The organism is Providencia sp. PROV255 (assembly GCF_028478065.1).
GTDB classification, from domain to species: Bacteria; Pseudomonadota; Gammaproteobacteria; order Enterobacterales; family Enterobacteriaceae; genus Providencia; species Providencia rettgeri.
This window is the reverse complement of sequence record NZ_JAMPMI010000009.1, coordinates 131,996-154,964: the sequence shown is the minus strand read 5'-3', so window position 1 is coordinate 154,964 and position 22,969 is coordinate 131,996. Positions and strand designations below refer to the sequence as shown.

The 22,969-nt window shown below is 39.5% G+C and carries 18 protein-coding genes; 11 read left to right on the top strand and 7 right to left on the bottom strand.

Annotated elements, in window-relative coordinates:
* Nucleotides 1-63 precede the first annotated feature (63 nt).
* From secM to mutT, 3 genes are all read left to right on the top strand, one after another.
* On the top strand, nucleotides 64-594 hold the full coding sequence (secM, locus tag PR725_RS10000) for a secA translation cis-regulator SecM (RefSeq protein WP_004913160.1): 531 nt from the start codon (nucleotides 64-66) through the stop codon (nucleotides 592-594).
* An 86-nt stretch (nucleotides 595-680) separates the two neighbouring features.
* Entirely contained in the window at nucleotides 681-3,392 is a 2,712-nt protein-coding gene (secA, locus tag PR725_RS09995) for a preprotein translocase subunit SecA (protein ID WP_109912938.1), read from the top strand.
* Between the two features lie 61 nt (nucleotides 3,393-3,453).
* Nucleotides 3,454-3,861, top strand: coding sequence for an 8-oxo-dGTP diphosphatase MutT (gene mutT, locus PR725_RS09990; RefSeq protein ID WP_109912937.1), 408 nt, complete (start codon nucleotides 3,454-3,456; stop codon nucleotides 3,859-3,861).
* Between the two features lie 77 nt (nucleotides 3,862-3,938).
* On the opposite strand, the gene yacG is transcribed toward mutT, so the two are convergent.
* From yacG to ampD, 7 genes are all read right to left on the bottom strand, one after another.
* Nucleotides 3,939-4,136, bottom strand: coding sequence for a DNA gyrase inhibitor YacG (yacG, locus tag PR725_RS09985; RefSeq protein WP_004262008.1), 198 nt, complete (start codon nucleotides 4,134-4,136; stop codon nucleotides 3,939-3,941).
* Between the two features lie 16 nt (nucleotides 4,137-4,152).
* Nucleotides 4,153-4,911 (bottom strand): cell division protein ZapD, encoded by a 759-nt coding sequence (zapD, locus tag PR725_RS09980; RefSeq protein WP_109912936.1) that lies wholly within the window; start codon nucleotides 4,909-4,911, stop codon nucleotides 4,153-4,155.
* An 8-nt stretch (nucleotides 4,912-4,919) separates the two neighbouring features.
* Nucleotides 4,920-5,525 (bottom strand): dephospho-CoA kinase, encoded by a 606-nt coding sequence (gene coaE, locus PR725_RS09975; protein WP_004913145.1) that lies wholly within the window; start codon nucleotides 5,523-5,525, stop codon nucleotides 4,920-4,922.
* 155 nt (nucleotides 5,526-5,680) lie between these two features.
* Nucleotides 5,681-6,868 carry a type II secretion system F family protein gene (locus PR725_RS09970; RefSeq protein WP_110732101.1) on the bottom strand — a complete coding sequence of 396 codons (1,188 nt, stop codon included), beginning with the start codon at nucleotides 6,866-6,868 and terminating at the stop codon, nucleotides 5,681-5,683.
* Between the two features lies 1 nt (nucleotide 6,869).
* The gene (locus tag PR725_RS09965; protein ID WP_109912935.1) at nucleotides 6,870-8,270 is read right to left on the bottom strand and encodes an ATPase, T2SS/T4P/T4SS family; all 1,401 of its coding nucleotides are present in this window, start codon (nucleotides 8,268-8,270) and stop codon (nucleotides 6,870-6,872) included.
* Between the two features lie 12 nt (nucleotides 8,271-8,282).
* The gene (ppdD, locus tag PR725_RS09960; protein ID WP_109912934.1) at nucleotides 8,283-8,708 is read right to left on the bottom strand and encodes a prepilin peptidase-dependent pilin; all 426 of its coding nucleotides are present in this window, start codon (nucleotides 8,706-8,708) and stop codon (nucleotides 8,283-8,285) included.
* A 260-nt stretch (nucleotides 8,709-8,968) separates the two neighbouring features.
* Nucleotides 8,969-9,514, bottom strand: a complete 546-nt coding sequence (gene ampD, locus PR725_RS09955) for a 1,6-anhydro-N-acetylmuramyl-L-alanine amidase AmpD (RefSeq protein ID WP_272568801.1) — start codon at nucleotides 9,512-9,514, stop codon at nucleotides 8,969-8,971.
* A 106-nt stretch (nucleotides 9,515-9,620) separates the two neighbouring features.
* Between ampD and nadC the strand changes: the two genes are divergently transcribed.
* The 8 genes from nadC (at nucleotide 9,621) to acnB (ending at nucleotide 22,969) form a co-directional block, all read left to right on the top strand.
* Entirely contained in the window at nucleotides 9,621-10,523 is a 903-nt protein-coding gene (gene nadC, locus PR725_RS09950) for a carboxylating nicotinate-nucleotide diphosphorylase (protein ID WP_109912933.1), read from the top strand.
* A gap of 725 nt (nucleotides 10,524-11,248) precedes the next feature.
* Nucleotides 11,249-12,019, top strand: a complete 771-nt coding sequence (gene pdhR, locus PR725_RS09945) for a pyruvate dehydrogenase complex transcriptional repressor PdhR (protein WP_211889127.1) — start codon at nucleotides 11,249-11,251, stop codon at nucleotides 12,017-12,019.
* Nucleotides 12,020-12,189: 170 nt separating this feature from the next.
* Entirely contained in the window at nucleotides 12,190-14,856 is a 2,667-nt protein-coding gene (gene aceE / locus PR725_RS09940; protein ID WP_004913119.1) for a pyruvate dehydrogenase (acetyl-transferring), homodimeric type, read from the top strand.
* 13 nt (nucleotides 14,857-14,869) lie between these two features.
* Entirely contained in the window at nucleotides 14,870-16,735 is a 1,866-nt protein-coding gene (aceF, locus tag PR725_RS09935; protein ID WP_123382315.1) for a pyruvate dehydrogenase complex dihydrolipoyllysine-residue acetyltransferase, read from the top strand.
* Between the two features lie 204 nt (nucleotides 16,736-16,939).
* The gene (lpdA, locus tag PR725_RS09930; protein ID WP_004913111.1) at nucleotides 16,940-18,367 is read left to right on the top strand and encodes a dihydrolipoyl dehydrogenase; all 1,428 of its coding nucleotides are present in this window, start codon (nucleotides 16,940-16,942) and stop codon (nucleotides 18,365-18,367) included.
* A gap of 492 nt (nucleotides 18,368-18,859) precedes the next feature.
* Nucleotides 18,860-19,183 carry a hypothetical protein gene (locus PR725_RS09925; RefSeq protein ID WP_042851637.1) on the top strand — a complete coding sequence of 108 codons (324 nt, stop codon included), beginning with the start codon at nucleotides 18,860-18,862 and terminating at the stop codon, nucleotides 19,181-19,183.
* A 390-nt stretch (nucleotides 19,184-19,573) separates the two neighbouring features.
* Nucleotides 19,574-19,930 carry a VOC family protein gene (locus tag PR725_RS09920; RefSeq protein WP_226537878.1) on the top strand — a complete coding sequence of 119 codons (357 nt, stop codon included), beginning with the start codon at nucleotides 19,574-19,576 and terminating at the stop codon, nucleotides 19,928-19,930.
* A 441-nt stretch (nucleotides 19,931-20,371) separates the two neighbouring features.
* Nucleotides 20,372-22,969 carry a bifunctional aconitate hydratase 2/2-methylisocitrate dehydratase gene (gene acnB / locus PR725_RS09915; RefSeq protein ID WP_272568794.1) on the top strand — a complete coding sequence of 866 codons (2,598 nt, stop codon included), beginning with the start codon at nucleotides 20,372-20,374 and terminating at the stop codon, nucleotides 22,967-22,969.

The following is a 22,969-nucleotide window of genomic DNA, read 5'->3' as shown; positions in this document are numbered from 1 at the left end:
CTGAGAATGAAACAACGAATTACAAATAATAATTTTGTCACTTATTCATTATATAAGAGTTTGATGGGCATTTTAAATTTTTGGCGACAACTCGGAAGAAAATACTTTTGGTCCCACCTACTATTAGGTGTGGTTGCCACAGGTGTCGGCTTGCCTACAATTTTAAATGCGTTATCAGAATCTCAACACACACAGGTTAACTCTTCCCCCGTTAATCGCCAGAGCCAAGCTGTTAATGCCTTTGACAATTTATTTTCTCAACAGAATTCTCAGCGCTCTTCATCATCATCGTCATCCTATTCAGTTAATTACTGGCAGCAACATGCGGTAAGGAATGTCATTCGGCAGCTTACTTTTGCTTTTTCGGCAACGGAAGACGATGATGTAAACACGGCAGCAGAAGAGACTGAAAAGCTTATTGTCCCACAGTTGATGCTAGATACGCTGTATGCCATGTTAGCACAGCGTTCACTTCAGTGGGATGAAAGTGTTATCCAATTTAGTCATTATAACTATCCCCATATTATTGCCTACCAACCTGCAATTTGGATTGCTCAAGTCCACGGCATTCGTGCCGGCCCGTTAACAGCTTAATCTTTACCCATAGCAAGCCAGCTTAGTGCTGTGCTGTCTTGCGCCATAAAATTTAAAACAATTAATTGATTATTAGAGATTAAAATATGTTAACAAAGATTTTGACCAAAGTTTTTGGTAGTCGTAATGACCGTACCTTGCGCCGTTTACGTAAAGAAGTTGAAAAAATTAATCGTCTTGAACCCGATTTCGAAAAGTTATCTGATGATGAATTAAAAGCAAAAACGGTAGAGTTTCGTGAGCGTTTAACGAAGGGCGAAAGTTTAGAAAGCATCATCCCTGAGGCATTTGCAACTGTTCGCGAAGCAAGTAAACGTGTATTTGGTATGCGTCACTTTGATGTACAGCTTATCGGTGGAATGGTACTGAATGAACGCTGTATCGCAGAAATGCGTACGGGGGAAGGTAAAACATTAACGGCAACACTACCAGCTTATATCAACGCATTAAGTGGCAAAGGGGTTCACGTAGTTACGGTGAATGACTACTTAGCCAAGCGTGATGCTGAAAATAACCGTCCATTATTTGAATTCTTAGGTTTAACTGTGGGTATCAACCTGCCAGGTATGGCTCCACCTGCAAAACGTGAAGCGTATGCGGCAGATATTACTTATGGTACTAACAATGAATTTGGTTTTGACTACTTACGTGACAACATGGCATTTAGCCCTGAAGAGCGTGTTCAGCGTAAATTGCATTATGCTTTGGTGGATGAGGTCGACTCAATTCTTATCGATGAAGCACGTACACCGCTGATTATCTCAGGTCCTGCGGAAGACAGCTCTGAACTGTACCAAAAAGTAGATAAACTTATTCCATATTTGCAACGTCAAGAGAAAGAAGATTCAGATACTTTCCAAGGGGAAGGCCATTTTTCGGTTGATGAAAAATCGCGTCAAGTAACCATAACAGAACGTGGGCTAGTATTAATCGAAGAACTTCTAGCAAAAGAAGGCTTAATGGATGAAGGAGAATCTTTATATTCACCTTCTAACATCATGTTAATGCACCATGTAATGGCAGGCTTACGTGCTCACGCATTGTTTACCTTAGACGTTGATTATATTGTAAAAGACGGCCAAATTGTCATTGTTGACGAACATACGGGCCGTACAATGGAAGGGCGCCGTTGGTCTGATGGCTTACACCAAGCGGTTGAAGCAAAAGAAGGGGTTGAAATTCAAAATGAAAACCAAACCTTGGCTTCAATTACTTTCCAGAACTATTTCCGTTTATATGAAAAACTTGCAGGTATGACGGGGACTGCGGATACCGAAGCATTTGAGTTTAGCTCAATTTATAAACTTGATACAATTGTTATCCCAACTAACCGTCCAATGGTTCGTAAAGATTTACCTGACCTCGTTTATATGAACGAAGCGGATAAGTTTGCGGCAATTATTGAAGATATTCGTGAGAGAACCGCCAATGGGCAACCTGTTCTTGTTGGTACGATTTCTATCGAAAAATCTGAATTAATTTCTAATGCATTGAAAAAAGCTAAAATTGCTCACAACGTACTGAATGCAAAATTCCATGCAATGGAAGCGGATATCATCGCAAATGCAGGTCAAGCAGGTGCAGTAACGATCGCAACTAACATGGCCGGTCGTGGTACTGACATTATGTTAGGCGGCAGCTGGCAAACTGAAGTTGCTGCATTAGAAGAACCAACTCAAGAGCAAATTGACGAAATCAAAGCAAACTGGAAAGTTCGCCATGATGCTGTTTTAGCCTCAGGTGGTTTACATATTATTGGTACTGAGCGTCATGAGTCACGTCGTATCGATAACCAGTTACGTGGTCGTGCAGGGCGTCAAGGGGATGCGGGTTCATCTCGTTTTTACCTATCAATGGAAGATGCGCTGATGCGTATTTTTGCCTCAGACCGCGTTACAGGAATGATGAAAAAGTTAGGTATGAAGCCAGGTGAAGCTATTGAGCACCCATGGGTGACCAAAGCTATTGCTAATGCACAACGTAAAGTTGAAAGCCGTAACTTTGATATCCGTAAACAACTACTTGAATATGATGATGTTGCAAGTGACCAACGTCGTGCAATTTATACTCAACGTAATGAATTACTGGATGGCGGCGACATTAAAGAAACGGTTGATAGCATCCGCCAAGACGTATTAACCACTACGATGGATGCCTATATTCCACCTCAATCACTTGAAGAAATGTGGGATATCGAAGGGTTACACCAACGTTTAGTCAATGATTTTGACCTCGACTTACCAATCAAAGAGTGGTTAGATAAAGAGCCAGAGTTACACGAAGAAACATTACGTGAACGTATTATGGCAAAAGCGATTGAAGTTTATGATCGTAAAGAAGAAATTGTTGGCGCAGAAGCGATGCGTAATTTCGAAAAAGGTGTCATGTTGCAAACATTAGACACATTATGGAAAGAGCACTTAGCGTCAATGGATTACTTACGCCAAGGCATTCATTTGCGTGGCTATGCGCAAAAAGATCCTAAACAAGAGTACAAGCGCGAATCTTTCAGTATGTTTGCTAACATGCTTGAAGCATTGAAATATGAAGTGATTAGCACCTTATCTAAGGTACAAGTTCGTTTACCTGAAGAGGTTGAAGCATTAGAGCAACAGCGTCGTGAAGAAGCTGAGCGTTTAGCGAAAAGGCAACAATTAAGCCATGAAGCGGGTGCTGAATCTTTAATGACTGAAACCGAGGCTAAAATAGCAACTCAAGGTCACAAAATTGGTCGTAATGATCCTTGTCCTTGCGGCTCAGGTAAAAAATATAAGCAATGTCACGGTCGCTTAAATTAATTTATTATTAACTCATTAATATAAAAAAGGCGGGGTAACCCGCCTTTTTGACGAAAAAATTATGGAAAAAAAACATTTGCATATCGCGGCTGGAATTATTCGTAATTCCCAGCAACAAATTTTTATTACTAAACGGCCTGAAGGCACGCATATGGCTGGCTTTTGGGAATTTCCAGGTGGAAAACTTGAGATTAATGAATCACCTGAAGCGGCATTAATTCGTGAGCTTGAAGAAGAAGTCGGAATTGTAGTGACTAAGAGCGAGTTATTTCATCGCGTTGATCATGAGTTTGATGACCGTTTCATTACGCTTTATTTTTTTATCGTTACTGCGTGGGAAAATGAACCGTACGGTAAAGAAGGGCAAGATTCGCGTTGGGTTTGTCAACATGACCTTATTGCTGATGAGTTCCCACCGGCAAACCGTATTATTGTCGATTTATTAACGCAGAGAAGTGAATCAGCTTAATAACTGATATTGATATTAAGTGGAAAATACACAATGATATATTTTCCACTTAATTTACTGTGTCGCGACTTAACGTCTTATTTATCTGGCTGTTCACTCCAGTCATCGCTGTCAGAGATATCCCCTTGACTCGCAATTCTTTTTTCCTCACTAGCCCACTCACCAAGGTCAATAAGTTGACAACGCTTACTGCAAAATGGCCGGAAAGGGCTATTTTCATTCCAAACAACTATCTTTTTGCATGTTGGGCAGTTTACTTCAATGATTTCGCTCATAAATATATATCTCTAGCTAGCAACAGGATAACTCAAAACTAATTACATCTGGAAGTATACCATTCTCACTGTCGATATGTAGAAAGCGCAATGCAAATCTTGTTTTATGGCCTGAAATTTGTGGGTAAATAAGGTGCTCAATTGATAATTTGATACGTAGTAACTCTTTACCCTCGACATTATCTTGATAAAAACCATTATGAGATTCTTTTGTTTCGAAATTACCACTTTGACGAATTAATGTAAGGACTAGTTTTAATGCATTATTAAGTGGGTCAAGGCTTTGCAGCCATCCATTGATGGTTTTATTTCTTTCAATTTGCGGGATATTTAACCAAAGCTGTAAAGTGGGGAGATCAAAGCTACAGCAGCCTCCTGGGATGCTTAGTCGTTGGCGTACCATACTGATAATTTTATCTGTTCGTAAATGGTGGCCAAAACGTGAGGCTGACATCAATTTGGCGGTTGTATCAGATAATTGTTCAAGTAATGTAGAAATTAATTGGTTATCGGCATTAGGGGCTTCAGCCCAACTAGCTAGCTGAATTCGTTGTTTTTCGAGCTCTTTCATGAGCTCAGAACGTACTTCGCCTCTATCAAGAATTTCAATTAATTCTGAAACAGAACGAAAAAAGGCAATACCAGTAGAGTAGGAAGTAATATTACTTAGCTCATAAATTTGAGATAAAAGTGTTTCAAGGCGCAACCACGAACGAATTTTTTCATTCATTGGGTATTCATAAGTAATAAAATTTGTTGCAATTAACTCGCCCATTTTAATTCCTATTTTTTTATTTTTGCTAGTGTTAAGTACTGGTTATGTAACGCGGCTACCTTGGTTGAGAGATCCCTATCATGAGAATGGTTTGTTATTATATCATTGGCATAATCAAGTCGTTTTTCACGGCTAACTTGTGCATTAAGTATATTAGTAACTTGTTCTAAACTGGTCTTATCTCTTTTTAGAGTACGTTGAATTTGCTCTTCAACAGTAACATCAACAACTAATACCCTATCTGCCAAATGATGAATATTATTTTCAATCAATAAAGGGACTACCCATAATAGATAAGGGTAATTTATTTGTTGAAATTGTTTTTGTGTTTCTTGTTGGATCAATGGATGAAGTAGAGCATTCAGCCATTTTTTTTCATCAGGTTTGGAAAAAATAATTTCTCTTAAGCGCTGCCTATTTAGAGCTCCGTTAGGAAGAATGACATCCTTACCGAAGTGGCGAGTAATGCTTTTTAGAGCTGGGCTGTTAGGCTCAACAACTTGTCGTGCAATCACATCCGCATCAACTAGGGGAACTCCAAGTTTTGCAAACTCGTTTGCAACAGTTGTTTTACCACTTCCAATACCACCTGTTAAAGCAACTATATAAGGCATATGATTATTCATTTACTCGTTGAAAAAAAACAGATTACACTGAAATAAATCATTTGTCTTCATCCAAAGTAATATTACTGTGAATAGATTAAAAAATAAATCGATATATTATATATTAAAGGGGAAACATAATATCTATATCTATCTGAAATTATTTATAACTCAGTTATAACATTACCTAAATTAAATATAGGTAGATACATTGCTAGCATGACGATACCCACGAGTATAGCAATTAAAACGAGTAAAATAGGTTCAAGATTTTTTAGGTTTTTTTCGGTAATGAAAATATATTGCTCTGAATAATATTTGAATAAATAATTGGAAAAATAGTGTATTTTCCCAGATTCTTCAGCAATAGACATTAGCTGTACAGCTAAATCAGGAAAAAACTTAGTTTGCCTCATAGCATAGGAGAGTAATTCTCCTTTATGTACCGACATATGTACGTGTTTGCAGTCTTTTTTATATTGATTATTATTAATGGTTTGAATAGTACACTTTAAACATTCAGATAATGATAACCCTACATTAATAGTTGAATGCATCGTTAAAAAATATAAACTTAAATTATGAAGTTGTAATGATTTTTTTAATATGGGTAAATGCATTATTGTTTTTTTTATTAAGTTCAGTGCCTTTTCCTTAAATTTAAATATGAAAGGTAATAAAAATAGAATAAGACTAAGTAAGTAGGGTAAATATTCCCTTAGGAAACTTGATATGAAAGTTATAGTTTTTGTAATGAGTGGTAGTTCGTGTCTAACATTTTGATAGATACTTTCAAATTGAGGAACAACATAGATCATCATAATGGCTAATAAAACTATAGAAAAAGATGATAGAATTATTGGGTATCGTGTCGATTTACTGATGAGTAAAGATACTTTATTGTTATGCTCTAAAATTGAATTGATTGTACTAAAGCTTTCCTCGTACTGCCCTGTTTTCTCGGCAACGGTAATAATACTGATTACTGTGTCATTAAAAATGGTGGGATGTTTTTTTAAATATTGTGAAAATTTCTCTCCTTTTTCAATATGGATTATTGAATTTTCGATAATATCAGTCCAAAATGGAAAGGGACAGTTGGTATGCAATATTTTTAAACATTGTATGAGGTTAATACCTGATGATGATAATAAAGATAATTGATGAAAAAAATGAATTCGATAATTAATGTTTTTTTTATCTAATGTAAATAGTGTTTTTAATTTTATTTGTATAGGAATTAAATTTCTTTCAGTTATGTTAATAAAAGCATGTTTTTTACTTTTTGCTATTAGTGTACTGTGTTTTAATTGGTTTTTAAAATCAATGGCAATATATGAATAAATAAACATGTTAATTTACTCCATTTCCGATAATAGAATAGATTTCTTGAAGTGTGGTTTCACCCATTTCAACGCATTCTATACCTGCATCAAAAAGGCTAACAAAATTATTTGGATTTTCTAATGTATTATTTTTAAAGATTTCATAGATATTGCTTTGATCTATATATTCATAAATTGCAATTCTTCCCATAAAACCAGAAAAACAAAGCTCACAGCCTTTTGAAGACCATTCATTGATTATATGGTTATTATGCAATTCAGTTTTTTTAGGTATTGTTTCTTTGCAGTGAGGACAAAGTTTTCGTACTAGCCTCTGTGCAATAACCATTTTTAAGCAAGATTTAAGTTGACTATTTTCTATCCCCAATTGATTCATTCGCTCTATAGCACTAATTGTACAATTTGTGTGCAGTGTTGACAAAACTAGATGACCAGTTTGAGCCGCTCGGGTCGCAATCTTAGCGGTTTCTTCATCACGGATTTCACCAATCATAATGACATCAGGGTCTTGCCGTAGAAGCGCCCTCAAAATAAAAGAAAAATTAAGTTTGTATTTTTCATTAACTTGGGTTTGGTTGATCCCTTGTAGGGGGATTTCAATAGGGTCCTCAATGGTTGTTATATTTCTTGAGGATTGATTTAAATATTCTAGATAACTATAAAGTGTTACTGTTTTACCACTTCCTGTTGGCCCTGTGACTAAAATTAATCCTTGTGGCCGATTTAAATATTCTTTTAACCGTTCAAGAAGGGAAGAGCACATCCCTATGTGCTCTAAAGAATATTTTAATTGCGTATTCAAAATACGTAAGACTAACTTTTCACCATGAATGGTCGGAATGCTAGAAAGACGAATACTATAATTTTGCCCGTCAAAATACCAACTCATTTGACCATCTTGTGGAAGCCTTTTTTCCGCTATATTCATTTTTGCTAGTATTTTTATACGAGCAATAATTTCGCTATTAATTTCATAAGGAGGAGAGGGAATAAAATATAGCTTCCCATCTACACGTAATCTAATTTTTAACCCTTGTTTGGTTGGTTCAAGGTGTATATCAGATGAGCGTTTATGAACTGCTGTTTTTAATAATTCCTCAACAAAATTAATTGCAGGGGATGATGTGTTTAATAGTTCGGTTTCTTGAGGATGATAATTTGTTTCCTCCTCTTTTATTTCATGTACTGTGTTATTAAAATAATGGTCTATTTTTTCTTTTGGCCAAATATCATAACAGACAGGGACGCTAGCAATAAATTTTAATGTGGCTATTAAGTTATCATCCGGTTTTTTAGCAGCGGCGATAGATAATCTTTTTTGATTATAATCTATGATTATAATGTAATTTTTATCACATAAGCTCTTAAGTTCTTTATAAATAAATTGGTCATTATTAGATATATTCATAAATATTCCCAATTAAAAGATAAATGTTTTTTCACATAGTGATTTTAAGTTAGCATTAGTTTTATTTTCGCAAACAACTGCCCAGTTGAAGGGTTTATCTAAGGTTGGAAGGGTTGGTGTTAATGTGACTTTTAAGTCTGATAATGATTTACCAGTAGAGAACGTAATAACTCCAGATTTAACGTCTATCTTATTAATGTATTTCCCTGTTATATTTGTAGGAATATCATCACTACCTCCATTGCAATGCGATAAACTCCCTCGATTAAAACTGCATATTTCTATGCTGTTCTTATAAGGAATAACGGTCTGGAGTACATCGGTAATTGCTGCTTTTTGCATATAGCTTTGATAGCCAGGGATCGCAATAGCACTTAGAATTGATATAATTGCAATTACTACCATAATTTCAATAAGTGAAAATCCTTGTTGATTCATAAATAAAAACCTCCGTTGTTAAGTGAGGTTTTATCATAATTAGATTTTTTAGTTAAAGTTAGAGGTTAAAAAAAGCAGTGCGAAGCATTTTGTAAATATTTATTGGAAAATAGGTAAGATTGCATTTTTCTTCGAGCAGCTTCGCAATAAATAATAAAGATAAAATATAAGGTGGAGTTTTTTAATAAATTGAGTGAAGATAAATGTACCTGTTTTGTATTACGGGTAAGATCAAGATAGATATTACCCGGAGCAATAACTCAATTATTATTTAATTTATTCTTATAATATACCCAATCAAAAAATGGGCCAGGAGCTGTTTTGCGACCAGGGGCAATATTACTGTGGCCGGTAATATTATTTTTAATTAGTGGATACTCAATTATAAGTAAATTAGTTAAATAAGTAAGGGATTGATATTGTACTTCGGTAAATGGTTCGAAATCAGTGCCTTCTAGTTCAATACCAATAGAAAAATCGTTACATTTTTCTTGGCCTTGGTAGGAAGACTGCCCTGCATGCCAAGCTCGTAAATGAAAGGGGACATATTGAATGATGGTGCCGTCACGGCGTATTAAGCAATGAGCTGAAACGCGAAGATGTTTGATTTCATTAAAAAATGGGTGTTCATCAGGGTTTAAAGTTCCTGTAAATAATTGATTTATATAAGGGCCACCAAATTGGCCAGGTGGAAGGCTGATATTATGAATGACTAACAGAGAAGGTATGGTATTCGTGGGGCGCTCATCATGATGTGGAGAAGGGATATGAGTCACATTATTTAGCCAACCATTGTGTATTTTCATATCGTTATCCATAGTATTCTCTTTTCTTTTTTGTTAACACTCGTTATCTGCAAACGAAAAGATTAGCATAGATGAAACAAAGCGAGTGCACATTTTGGAGTTAAAAATGACGATACGGCGATATGATGAACAGCAAAGACGTGAAATGCTTTTTGAGCGGTTACAAATTGATATTCCTTTTATGGTCAGTGTGGCTTTGAAAGAAGATTTAGGTCAGTCTATTGATTATAAAAAAGATATCACTGGCCAGCTGTTAAATATAGATGCGCAAGCGAGTGCTCGAATTATTACCCGCGAACATGGCGTTTTTTGTGGGAAGCAATGGTTAGATGAGGTTTTTCTTCAACTTGGCGGGCAAGTCAAAATTGATTGGAAAGTTCAAGACGGTGAAACTGTTACTCCTAACCAAGTTCTCTGTGAGATGCAGGGCCCATCCCAAATTCTATTAACAGGTGAGCGCACCTCTTTGAATTTCATTCAAACGCTTTCTTCTGTTTCAAGTATAACTGCTGAATATGTAAAACAAATCACTGGTACAAGGGCGAAGTTACTTGATACACGTAAAACTATCCCGGGCTTAAGGACGGCTTTAAAATATGCAGTGTTGATGGGGGGAGGGTTTAACCATCGCTTAGGTTTATCCGATGCTTATTTAATAAAAGAAAACCATATTATATCAGCTGGTTCAGTCGAACGAGCTGTTGAATTAGCGCGTAGCGCGCATCCAGATGTCCCTATAGAAATTGAAGTTGAAAGTTTAGATGAGTTATTACGAGCCTTAAAAGCGCAAGCGGATATCATCATGTTAGATAACTTTACTCCAGTCATGATGAAAGAAGCTGTGGTGTTAACGGCAGGTAAAGCTGCACTTGAAGTTTCTGGCGATGTCACATTAGATACGATAAAAGAGTTCGCAGAAACAGGGGTTGACTTTATTTCTGTTGGTGCGCTAACCAAACATATTAAAGCCATGGATTTGTCTATGCGTTTTATTGATAAAAATCAGTAAGTAATTTGGTTAATACACGAAGCTGCCTCAGCTGAGATCCTAAGTTATAGTATTGTTGATGTAGTTTCATCTTGAGTGGCTATTTACGTTAAGTAGGCTTTAGGAATCTAGATCATTCGTTGATTAACAGTATCTAAGTGTTGATTTAAATCTTTATGGGGTTACAACAAAATATTTTGTAGCCCCTAGTCAATTGACCCATTGTGCATTTCTTTTATCCACCTATCAATTGAAACATTACAACGCTATTTTATTTTCTACATCAACTTTATTCTAAGATGATAAGGAATCGGTTTGAGTGTAATTTAACCAAGCGAATTTAAGTTAAGTTTAAAATCGGTTGTGAATTTAACGATTTATTAACATCATTATGGTTTTGATGAGTAAAAAGTACGGCCAATAGAATAATATGGTTAATTAATTATTATTAATGAATTTGAATTCAGTCTATTGGTTGGTTTAACGATTCAGTTTTCATTTATTAGCATAATAAATCGGTTTTAATGTTAAAATATGTCATGTCAAATTGCATATTTAGTTATCAATTCATGCTAAATTTTAAAAAAAATTGTTAAGATTTGCAGGATTTTATGATTTAGCGCAAGGTCTTTATGGACAGATAGTGAATACTTTGTTACTTTATTAACCCATAAATAAATTGGTATTACCAATTAACACTGGGTAATACGTAATCAATAATTACTCACTCATAAATATGGCAGATTATGACTTACGGTAAAATTCGCCAACCAAAGTTATCAGATGTAATAGAGCAGCGTCTCGAACATCTTATTTTCGAAGGGACACTACGCCCTGGCGAAAAGCTGCCTCCTGAGCGCGAACTTGCAAAACAGTTTGACGTATCTCGACCATCAGTGCGTGAAGCAATTCAAACATTAGAGGCGAAAGGCCTTTTATCTCGCCGCCAAGGTGGCGGAACATTCGTGCAAAAGAAAATGTGGCAAAGCTTTAGTGACCCTCTAGCTCTGCTACTTGAAGGCAATCCTGAATCTCAATTCGATCTTCTTGAAACTCGTCATGCCCTTGAAGGTATTGCTGCGTATTATGCGGCACTTCGTGGTACCGATGAGGATCTTGAGCGGATTCGCCAAAGCTATGAATTAATTAAGACAGCACAAGAAAATGGTGGATTAGAAGCAGAGTCAGATGCGGTATTGCAATATCAATTAATTGTAACTGAAGCTGCTCATAATGTCGTTTTGCTGCACCTATTGCGCTGTATGATCCCGATGTTAGAACAAAATATTCGTCAGAATTTTGAGTTCTTATATACCCGTAAAGAAATGTATAAAGCAGTTAGTGAACATCGAGCACAGATTTTTGCCGCTATAATGGCAAGAGAGCCCGAAAAGGCACGTGAAGCTTCTCATCGTCACTTAGCCTTTATCGAAGATTTACTGTTGGATATTAGCCGAGAGCAAACTCGCAGAGAACGTTCTTTACGTCGGTTACAGCAACATCCTGATTTGAATTAATAATATAGATCCTGACTGCTGCGTCTATATTATTGTGAATACTCTAATTGAGAGTTAAAGCGGCAACTACATCAGGGCCTATCTTCCCGCTGTTTTACGGCAACTGAAAAATAGCAGGAAGATAGGCTCCACATAAACATATAAAATAGATAACAGATAAGGAATACACCATGTCAGATATGTTAAAAAATGACGTGGATCCGATTGAAACTCGCGACTGGCTACAGGCGATTGAATCGGTCATCCGTGAAGAAGGTGTTGATCGTGCTCAGTTTATTATCGAACAGGTATTAAGCGAAGCACGTAAAGGCGGTGTTAATATTGCCGCTGGTGCATCTGGTCATTCTGATTACATCAACACAATAGCTGTTGAAGATGAGCCGGCATACCCTGGTAACATGGATTTAGAGCGCCGTATTCGCTCTGCAATTCGTTGGAACGCTGTAATGACTGTTTTACGCGCTTCCAAAAAAGACTTAGAGCTGGGTGGCCACATGGCTTCTTTCCAGTCATCAGCAACGTTGTATGAAGTGTGCTTTAACCACTTCTTCCGCGCGCACAATAACAATGACGGCGGGGACTTAGTCTTCTTCCAAGGCCACATTTCTCCAGGAATTTACGCACGTGCGTTCTTGGAAGGCCGTTTAACTGAAGAGCAAATGAATAACTTCCGTCAAGAAATTGGTGGAAATGGTCTGTCTTCTTATCCACACCCTAAATTAATGCCTGACTTCTGGCAGTTCCCGACCGTATCAATGGGTCTGGGTCCAATTAATGCTATCTATCAAGCTAAATTCCTGAAATACCTTGATAATCGTGGACTGAAAGATACATCAGCTCAGCGCGTATATGCATTCCTTGGTGATGGTGAGATGGATGAGCCAGAGTCTAAAGGTGCAATTACTATCGCCACTCGCGATAAATTAGATAACTTAGTATTTGTTATCAACTGTAACCTGCAACGTTTAGATGGCCCAGTTACAGGTAACGGTAAAATTGTTAATGAACTAGAAGGTATCTTTAATGGTGCTGGCTGGCAAGTTATCAAAGTTATGTGGGGCGACCGTTGGGATGAATTACTGCGTAAAGACACGAGCGGTAAACTTGTTCAATTAATGAACGAAACCTTAGATGGCGACTACCAAACCTTTAAATCACGTGACGGTGCATACGTACGTGAGCATTTCTTTAATCGTTACCCAGAAACTGCAGCATTAGTTAAAGATATGACTGATGATGAAATTTGGGCTCTGAACCGTGGTGGTCACGATCCGAAGAAAGTATATGCTGCATTCAAAAAAGCACAAGAAACTAAAGGCAAACCAACTGTTATTTTAGCGCAAACCATTAAAGGTTATGGTATGGGTGAAACAGCAGAAGGTAAAAATATTGCTCACCAAGTGAAGAAAATGAACATGGATGGCGTTCGTCATTTCCGTGATCAATTCAATGTACCAGTCGCTGATGAGCAAATTGAAAAACTGCCATACATTACGTTTGAAAAAGATTCCGAAGAGTACAAATATCTGCATGAGCGCCGTCAAGCGTTAGGTGGTTATTTACCCGCTCGTCGCTCAACCTTTGACGAAAAACTAGATATCCCTGCACTGGCAGATTTCAGCCAATTATTGGAAGAACAATCTAAAGAAATTTCAACAACTATCGCGTTCGTTCGTGCACTGAACGTCATGTTGAAAAACCAATCGATCAAAGAGCGTTTAGTACCAATTATCGCGGATGAAGCGCGTACATTTGGTATGGAAGGTCTGTTCCGTCAAATCGGTATCTATAGTCCTAAAGGTCAGCAATATACTCCGCAAGACCGTGAGCAAGTTGCTTACTATAAAGAAGACTCGAAAGGTCAAATCCTGCAAGAAGGTATCAATGAGCTGGGTGCGGGTTCTTCTTGGTTAGCGGCTGCGACATCATACAGCACTAACAACCTGCCAATGATCCCATTCTATATCTACTACTCAATGTTTGGTTTCCAACGCATTGGTGACTTGATGTGGGCAGCGGGTGACCAACAAGCACGCGGTTTCTTAATCGGTGGTACTTCAGGCCGTACAACACTGAATGGTGAAGGCCTACAGCATGAAGATGGCCATAGCCATATTCAATCACTGACTATTCCTAACTGTATTTCTTATGACCCAGCTTTCGCTTACGAAGTTGCGGTGATCATGCAAAACGGTTTAGAGCGTATGTACGGTGAGAAACAAGAAAACGTTTACTACTACATCACAACGCTGAATGAAAACTATCACATGCCAGCAATGCCAGAAGGTGCAGAAGAAGGTATCCGTAAAGGTATCTATAAACTGGCTTCTGTTGAAGGTAGCAAAGGTAAAGTTCAGCTGTTAGGTTCAGGTTCTATGATGCGCCACGTGCGTGAAGCCGCTGACATTCTGTCTGCAGAATATGGAATTGGTTCTGATGTCTATAGCGTGACTTCTTTCACTGAACTGGCTCGTGATGGCCAAGACTGTGAGCGTTGGAACATGCTGCATCCATCTGAAGCACCACGTGTTCCATACATTGCACAAGTGATGAATGATGCACCAGCAGTTGCATCAACTGACTACATGAAACTGTTCGCAGAACAAGTTCGTACATATGTTCCTGCAAGTGATTACCGTGTTCTGGGTACAGATGGTTTCGGTCGTTCAGACAGTCGTGAAAACCTGCGTCACCACTTTGAAGTGGATACATCCTATGTGATCGTTGCAGCGTTAGGTGAATTAGCTAAACGTGGTGAGATTGATGTAAAAGTCGTTGAAGAAGCGATTAAAAAATACAACATCAACCCAGATAAAGTTAACCCACGTTTGGCATAAGAGGTAAAAATCAATGTCTATTGAAATCCAAGTGCCTGATATCGGTGCTGATGAAGTTGAAGTCACCGAAGTGATGGTTAAAGTTGGCGACAAAGTAGAAGCTGAGCAATCGCTTATTACCGTTGAAGGTGATAAGGCTTCTATGGAAGTCCCATCGCCACAAGCGGGTGTGGTAAAAGAAATTAAAATTGCTGTTGGCGATAAAGTGACAACAGGCAAATTAATCATGGTATTCGAAGCGGAGGCGGGTGCAGCAGCGCCTGCTCCTGCAGAAGCCCCAGCGGCTCCAGCGGCAGCACCAAGCGCAGCAGCATCTAAAGATGTCGCTGTACCAGATATCGGTGGCGATGAAGTTGAAGTTACTGAAATCATGGTTAAAGTCGGTGACAAAGTCGAAGCTGAGCAATCTTTAATTACTGTTGAAGGTGATAAAGCCTCAATGGAAGTTCCTGCGCCATTTGCTGGAACGGTTAAAGAAATCAAAATTGCGACTGGCGATAAAGTGAAAACTGGCTCGCTGATCATGGTATTTGAAGTTGCAGGCGCGGCACCTGCTGCGGCTCCAGTTGCACAAGCAGCGGCACCAGCGGCTCCAACAGCTTCAGCAATTAAAGATGTTAACGTTCCAGATATCGGTGGCGATGAAGTTGAAGTTACCGAAGTGATGGTCAAAGTGGGTGATACTGTTTCCGCTGAGCAATCAATCATTACGGTTGAAGGCGACAAAGCTTCAATGGAAGTCCCAGCACCATTTGCGGGAACAGTTAAAGAAATCAAGATTGCGACTGGCGATAAAGTGAAAACTGGCTCGCTGATCATGACCTTTGAAGTGGCAGGTGCAGCACCAGCACCAGCAGCGGCTCCAGCTGCCCAACCGTCTGCTCCGGCTCCTGCGGCAGCTCCTGCACAAGCTGCACCAGCGAAAGCAACTGACAACAAAACTGAATTTGTTGAAAACGATGCATACATCCATGCAACTCCAGTCATTCGCCGCTTAGCGCGTGAATTTGGTGTTAACTTAGCGAAAGTGAAAGGTACAGGCCGTAAGGGCCGTATCCTGCGTGAAGACGTTCAAGCTTACGTGAAAGATGCAGTAAAACGTGCGGAAGCGCCAGCAGCTGCAGGTGGCGGTTTACCAGGTATGCTGCCATGGCCGAAAGTGGATTACAGCAAATTCGGTGAAGTCGAAGAGGTTGAACTGGGTCGTATCCAAAAGATTTCTGGCGCTAACTTAAGCCGTAACTGGGTAATGATCCCACATGTTACGCTGATGGAAGAAGTGGATACCACTGAAGTTGAAGAGTTCCGTAAGCAACAAAACAAAGAAGCTGAGAAGAAAAAACTGGATGTGAAAATCACTCCATTAGTTTTTGTCATGAAAGCGGTTGCTCGTGCTCTGGAAGAAATGCCACGCTTCAATAGCTCCATTTCTGAAGATGCGCAACGTCTGTTCCTGAAAAAATATATCAACATCGGTATTGCAGTTGATACTCCAAATGGCCTCGTTGTTCCTGTCTTCAAAGACGTTAACAAAAAAGGTATTTTAGAGTTATCTCGCGAACTGATGGAAGTTTCTAAGAAAGCGCGTGCAGGTAAACTGACTGCGTCTGATATGCAAGGTGGCTGCTTCACGATTTCAAGCCTTGGTGGTATCGGAACTACCGGTTTTGCACCAATCGTGAACGCACCTGAAGTTGCTATTATGGGTCTGTCACGTTCTTCAATGAAACCTGTTTGGAATGGTAGCGAGTTCGTTCCTCGCCTGATCCTGCCAATGTCACTGTCCTTTGACCACCGTGTCATCGATGGGGCTGATGGAGCGCGCTTCATCACCCTGGTAGGGCAATTAATGAGCGATATTCGCCGTTTAGTGATGTAAATAATAAGACCGGCGAATGAGCCGGTCTGTTTTATTTAGGCTGAGGCAGAGTTTTTTGCTGCTGCTACGAAAGGTTGGGAGTTACATCACGAAATGAGCCTTTTCAGGGTGTTAACAATTCTGTAAACTGCTCTCGGTGTGTACTTTTCCAGTGGAAGATCGTTTATTCAGCAGTACCGCTGGACAAAACAAAAAGAGGTCATGATGAGTACTGAAATTAAAGCCCAAGTCGTTGTGCTTGGTGCAGGCCCTGCAGGCTATTCTGCGGCTTTCCGTTGCGCTGACTTAGGTTTAGAAACTGTTTTAGTAGAACGTTATTCAACCCTTGGTGGTGTTTGCTTAAACGTTGGTTGTATCCCTTCTAAAGCTTTACTTCATGTTGCAAAAGTGATCGAAGAAGCAAAAGCTTTAGCAGAACACGGTATCGTTTTTGGTGAGCCAAAAACTGACATTTCCAAAGTTCGCTTATGGAAAGAAAAAGTAATTAATCAGCTGACGGGTGGTCTGGCTGGTATGGCTAAAGGCCGTAAAGTTAACGTGGTTAACGGCTTAGGTAAATTTACTGGTGCCAATACACTGGTTGTTGAAGGCGAAAACGGTAGCACGACTATCAATTTCGATAACGCAATCATTGCTGCGGGTTCCCGTCCAATTCAATTACCATTCATTCCACATGAAGACCCACGTATTTGGGATTCAACCGATGCATTAGAACTGAAAGAAGTTCCTGAGCGTCTACTGGTTATGGGTGGAGGTATCATCGGTTTAGAAATGGGAACTGTGTATCATGCACTGGGTTCTCAAATCGATGTGGTTGAAATGTTTGACCAAGTCATCCCAGCGGCTGACAAAGATGTGGTTAAAGTATTCACCAAACAAATCAGTAAAAAATTCAACCTACTGTTAGAAACTAAAGTCACAGCTGTTGAAGCGAAAGAAGACGGTATCTACGTTTCTATGGAAGGTAAAAAAGCTTCCGCAGAACCACAACGTTATGATGCTGTATTAGTGGCTATCGGCCGTGTTCCTAACGGTAAAAACTTAGATGCAGGCAAAGCAGGCGTTGAAGTTGACGATCGTGGCTTTATCCATGTCGATAAACAAATGCGTACTAACGTTCCGCACATTTTCGCTATCGGTGATATCGTTGGTCAACCAATGTTGGCTCACAAAGGTGTTCACGAAGGTCACGTTGCTGCAGAGGTTATCTCTGGTCTGAAACATTACTTTGACCCGAAAGTTATCCCATCTATCGCTTATACTGAACCAGAAGTTGCTTGGGTTGGTTTAACTGAGAAAGAAGCGAAAGAACAAAACATCAGCTATGAAGTTGCGACTTTCCCATGGGCAGCATCAGGCCGTGCAATCGCATCTGACTGCTCTGAAGGTATGACTAAACTGATTTTCGACAAGCAATCTAACCGTGTTATCGGTGGTGCGGTTGTCGGTGTGAACGGTGGTGAATTACTGGGTGAAATCGGCCTAGCAATTGAAATGGGCTGTGATGCTGAAGATTTAGCATTGACTATCCATGCTCACCCAACACTGTACGAATCAATCGGTATGGCTGCTGAAATTTACGAAGGTAGCATTACTGATTTACCAAACGCAAAAGCGAAAAAGAAAAAATAATTTTCTTTAATCGCACAGATAAACAGTATCTCTAGTATGCTGCTTATCGCCAAAGCGAATTGAAGCCAATGTGGAAACACATTGGCTTTTTTTGTTTTTTTGAATATAAACAATCAGTCACATGGCTCTGTTCTGTTATTTATTAAAATCAATATTAATTGTTTTATAAGTAATACGTGTTTAATTTTAAATGACCGAATCTTTATTAATAATAACGTATAGATGCAGTTAATAAAGGTAGTTTTAATTCACCTGAAGAATCGTTACAGAAACATTATGAAAAGCATGGAAAAGAAGTTGGTGCAAGTGATATTGAACAATATCAACGAAAAGCTGAAGAGTTTTCAAGAAGTTTAAAAGGCGCTAAAGCCTCTAAGATAAGAGGGGCTACAGACAACGTAACTCGTTATTATAAGAACGGGAAATATTTAGATAAAACAATCGAAGGAAAGATAATATCGTTTGGAAAACAATAATAGAGAGGAATACGTTATGTGGCATGATTTAAACATTAAAAATGTGGGCCGTATAGAGAAAACAGTTGCTGAATTCACAATTACAATGATCCCTATTTTGCCTTATTCAAAAATGAAAGTGAAAATTTATGAAAGTCAATCCGGAAATTTTACTGGAATGACTGACTTGGCAATAAAAAGAAAATTTGATGGTTCTCCCGAATGTGCTATTGGGTATGGAGATACTATTGAGAAGGCACTAGAAGACACGATCCTTTATTTTAATAAAATGCTAAGTCAAGACGGATTCACTGAATTAACCGAAGATGATATTAGCTACGCAGAGTGGTCTGATTTTTAAAAGTTAAAAGACCCCAGCAAGTGCTGGGATCTCTGTTAACGGTTTTACTCATCCTCAGCTAGCTGGATGAACAGTTGCTCAGCTTGGCATGTAAGGATATAGCGACTACCTATTTTAAATCCGGGCTCGCTCAGTTACTTACAGCTTGAGGTGAGCAGTGGGCTGGGGGGATCGCGGTTGGGCACCTATAAATAATTTTTGTGTATTTACAAGGGCTGTTCATCTGCCATTCTTCGTTATTTATCAGAAAAACACGCAATATGATCTGACTTGATGATGCTAATGGTGTAGGCAAATGCTGGTTTGGCTATTGTTTACACCTTATCTACATCTACTAACTTTCAATCATTCGTGTAGCTAAAACAAAATAATACATATCAATAAGAGAGCATGATGGAGCTAAAACCCACTGCAATTTTAATTCATGTACCTGATGTTCAAGCGGGTTTGGCTTGGTATCAGCAAGCTTTTCCACAAGCAAAGGCACAATATCTGCCTGATTTTGATTTCACCTTACTGCATGTCGGAGACTTCACGATAGAAGTGGTGCAAGCGGATAAAAAAGTCAGTGAAGGTAAAAAAGGGACAGTATTGTACTGGCAAGTCGATAATTTTGATTTGGCTTTTGAGCATTTTACTCAACTAGGGGCAAAACTGTACCGCGGGCCAATGTTAATAGATAGTAACAATCGAATGTGCCAACTGGAAGATCCATTTGGTAATTTAATTGGCCTAAAAGGACAATAAAACCAATTAAAATATTTAAAAAAATTAAAACCAATCGCAATGATTTACCTTATCAATTAGTAATATAAATAAAATTGCGATAAAAAATATAATTTGTGATAGCTGATGAAAAAAGGCACTAATTAGGGTGCTTTAAATTTTAAAATGCATTATAAAAAGTATGGTTTTTTCGGCATTTTACGATGGTTAATAGTATCTTAAGCTGAAAACTAACCAGTAATGAAGTGTTAAGGCGTAAAGTTAGTAGTTAAATGTTGCTTTCTTGTGAATGAATTAACATTACGTTTAAATTCTGCTATGCTGATCGCCCGAAGCTGGGCATAATTTTACCGCCATTGAGATTATGCGAGCAAATTCCTCTGACCTGGCACCGGATGATAATTTTGTCAGTATGGTGCAGACAGCCGGGTATATAAATAACAAAGAAGCGAGGAGAACGTCGTGCTAGAAGAATACCGTAAGCACGTAGCCGAGCGTGCCGCTCAAGGGATTGTCCCTAAGCCATTAGATGCGTCACAAGTAGCTGCACTGGTAGAGTTACTCAAAAACCCACCCAAAGGTGAAGAAGATTTCCTGTTAGATCTGCTGACCAACCGCGTCCCCCCTGGTGTTGACGAAGCAGCGTACGTAAAAGCTGGATTTTTAGCCGCGATAGCTAAAGGCGAAACTTCCTCCCCTCTTATCTCCCCTGAAAAAGCCATTGAACTGTTAGGTACCATGCAGGGCGGATATAACATCCACGCACTGATTGAAGCGCTGGATGACGAAAAACTAGCACCAATCGCCGCTAAAGCACTTTCCCACACCTTACTGATGTTTGATAACTTCTACGACGTAGAAGAAAAAGCGAAAGCGGGAAATGTTCACGCGAAACAAGTTATTGAATCATGGGCAAATGCCGAGTGGTTCAAAGAGCGCCCTGCGCTAGCAGAAAAAATGACAGTTACTGTGTTCAAAGTGACTGGTGAAACTAACACAGATGACTTATCGCCAGCTCCTGATGCATGGTCACGTCCAGATATCCCATTACACGCATTAGCGATGCTGAAAAACGCACGCGATGGTATTGAACCAGACGATGCGGGCAATGTTGGCCCAATCAAGCAAATCGATGCGCTGAATAAAAAAGGCTTCCCATTAGCTTACGTGGGTGATGTCGTCGGTACCGGTTCTTCTCGTAAATCAGCGACTAACTCCGTGCTGTGGTTTATGGGTGACGATATCCCATTTGTACCAAATAAACGTGGCGGTGGGGTGGTATTAGGCGGCAAAATTGCACCAATCTTCTTTAATACAATGGAAGATGCAGGAGCGTTACCGATTGAAGTGGACGTTTCTAAACTGAATATGGGTGATGTGATAGACATCTATCCATTTAAAGGTGAAGTTCGTAACCACGAAACGGGTGAACTGCTAGAAACATTTGAATTAAAAACAGATGTACTGATTGACGAAGTTCGTGCAGGTGGTCGTATTCCACTGATTATCGGCCGTGGTTTAACCAGCAAAGCACGTGAATCTCTGGGCTTAGAAGCGACAGATGTATTCCGTCACGCGAAATCCGTTGCACAAAGCAATCGTGGTTTCTCATTAGCTCAAAAAATGGTTGGTCGTGCTTGCGGTCGTCCAGGTATTCGCCCTGGCGAATATTGTGAGCCAAAAATGACCTCTGTAGGTTCACAAGATACAACTGGCCCAATGACCCGCGATGAACTCAAAGACTTGGCTTGCTTAGGGTTCTCTGCAGATTTAGTCATGCAGTCATTCTGCCATACCGCAGCGTATCCTAAACCTGTTGATGTGACAACACACCACACCTTACCTGATTTCATCATGAACCGTGGCGGTGTTTCTCTGCGTCCAGGCGATGGTATTATCCACTCATGGTTAAACCGTATGTTACTGCCAGATACTGTAGGTACAGGTGGTGACTCTCATACGCGTTTTCCAATTGGTATTTCGTTCCCAGCGGGTTCAGGTTTAGTCGCATTTGCTGCGGCAACAGGGGTGATGCCACTGGATATGCCTGAGTCAGTATTGGTTCGCTTTAAAGGTGAAATGCAGCCGGGTATCACTTTACGTGACCTCGTTCATGCAATTCCACTGTATGCAATTAAAGACGGCCTTCTGACCGTAGAGAAAAAAGGTAAGAAAAACATTTTCTCTGGCCGTATCTTAGAAATTGAAGGCTTACCTGAGCTGAAAGTTGAACAAGCGTTTGAATTAGCAGATGCATCAGCTGAGCGTTCAGCGGCGGGTTGTACTATCAAATTGGATAAAGCGCCAATTATCGAATACCTGCAATCGAATATCGTTCTATTAAAATGGATGATAGCGGAAGGTTATGGCGATCGTCGTACTATCGAACGCCGTATCAAAGGAATGGAAAGCTGGATAGCGGACCCACAACTGCTAGAAGGTGATGCAGATGCGGAATACGCAGCAGTGATTGAAATTGACCTCAATGATATCAAAGAGCCAATTCTGTGTGCACCAAATGACCCAGATGACGCACGTTTATTATCTGATGTTCAAAACGAGAAAATTGATGAAGTTTTCATCGGTTCCTGTATGACAAACATCGGTCACTTCCGTGCAGCAGGTAAGTTATTGGATTCCCACAAAGGCCAATTACCAACACGTTTATGGGTTGCGCCTCCAACTAAGATGGACGCAGCACAGTTAACCGAAGAAGGTTATTACAGCGTCTTTGGCAAGAGTGGTGCACGCATTGAAGTCCCAGGTTGTTCTCTGTGTATGGGTAACCAAGCACGTGTGGCAGATGGTGCAACGGTTGTTTCCACTTCGACACGTAACTTCCCGAACCGTTTAGGGACAGGTGCGAATGTTTACCTCGCATCAGCAGAACTGGCTGCGGTCGCTTCCTTATTAGGTCGTTTACCAACGCCGGCAGAATATCTGCAATTTATGGATAAGGTCGATGAAACAGCAGCGGATACCTACCGTTATCTGAACTTTGATCAATTATCACAATATACCGAAAAAGCGGATGGCGTGATTTTCCAAACAGCCGTGTAA